Below are 1,120 nucleotides of genomic sequence, written 5' to 3' on the forward strand. Positions count from 1 at the left end.
GGCCCAGACCACGGACGAGGCCACGGGGCCGCCAGTGGCCGCCCAGGACCGCCGTGAGCGCGATGTCGAAGCGGTACAGATCCATGGGCTTCGTGGTCACCGACATGGGCTCGTTGCCGACGGTCGAGCCGAACGCACTCTCCGCCTCCCGCTGCCACCCCTTGCGCGCTCCCAACGTCAGCCCGAGCGTGTTCTTCCGCATGTCGGCGCTGTCGACGTTGTTGTCACGGCCCGACAGTGTGCCTTCGAAACCGATCTCCATGCCGCGCTTCGCGCTCACCTGACCGTCCAGCCGGTCGATGCCCTGGGCGCTGAAACGCATCCCCTCGTCGATGTCCCTGCCCTCGTAGCTCCGCCCGGTCAGCTCGCCGTGCACCCAGACGTAGTAGTACGTCTGCCCGACCGTGTCCGGATCGACGAGACGGATACGGAGGCCGATCGTGGTCAGCGCCTCCAGGCTCGCCGTGACGTTCTGCTGGGACAGCACACCGAGGATCTGCAGGGTGTTCTGGAGCGCCGTCCGGTACTTCGCGGGGTCGGACCACTGCGGGGGCATCGGCCGGCTGCGCGCCGCCTTGAGCAAAGCGCCCGGATTGTGTTCGAGCAGGTCGTTGAAGCGGGCGCGCCAGCCCTTGGGCGGGTTCGGCGGCAGGAGTTGGTCCAGCGGTGCCACCAGGCCCTGGCGGCGCGCGGCGACGGCGGTCACCACCCGGTCGGCGAACGCGTCCAGCAGCGTACGGCCGACCGCGTCCGTCGCCGTCGGCGGGGCGTCGGTGCGCCGCCCGTCGGGGAAGGTGAACTCCTTCACCCGGTGCATGCCCAGGGTGCGCGGCCGGTCCACGGTCAGGTAGGCGGGGACGCGCGGCGGCCCGCCGTGGCGCAGGGCGAGCCGCGTGCCGTCGTCCCAGCCGGCCAGTCGCCGCGCCTCGGCACTGGTCATCCGGTCCAGGCTCCAGGTGAGGAACTGCCGTGGCGGGCCGCCGTCCCCGCTCCGTCGTACGGACACCGATTTCACGACCACGTAGAGGGCGGTTCTGGGGCCCTTCACATGGCCCGCCGACTTGGTGGTCCCCGCGCCGCCGAGGCCGGTCGAACGAGTCGTCGCGTAGGTGTACTGGCC

General features: G+C 71.2%; 1 protein-coding gene. It reads right to left on the bottom strand.

What is annotated here, in order from left to right; all coding sequences use genetic code 11:
* Positions 1–940, bottom strand: a 940-nt coding sequence (locus tag ACFV3I_RS18775; protein WP_378823964.1) for a hypothetical protein, incomplete at its 3' end; no start/stop codon positions are given.
* Positions 941–1,120: the final 180 nt, after the last annotated feature.

Source organism: Microbacterium sp. NPDC059771 (assembly GCF_042732495.1).
Lineage (GTDB): Bacteria > Actinomycetota > Actinomycetes > Actinomycetales > Microbacteriaceae > Microbacterium > Microbacterium sufflavum.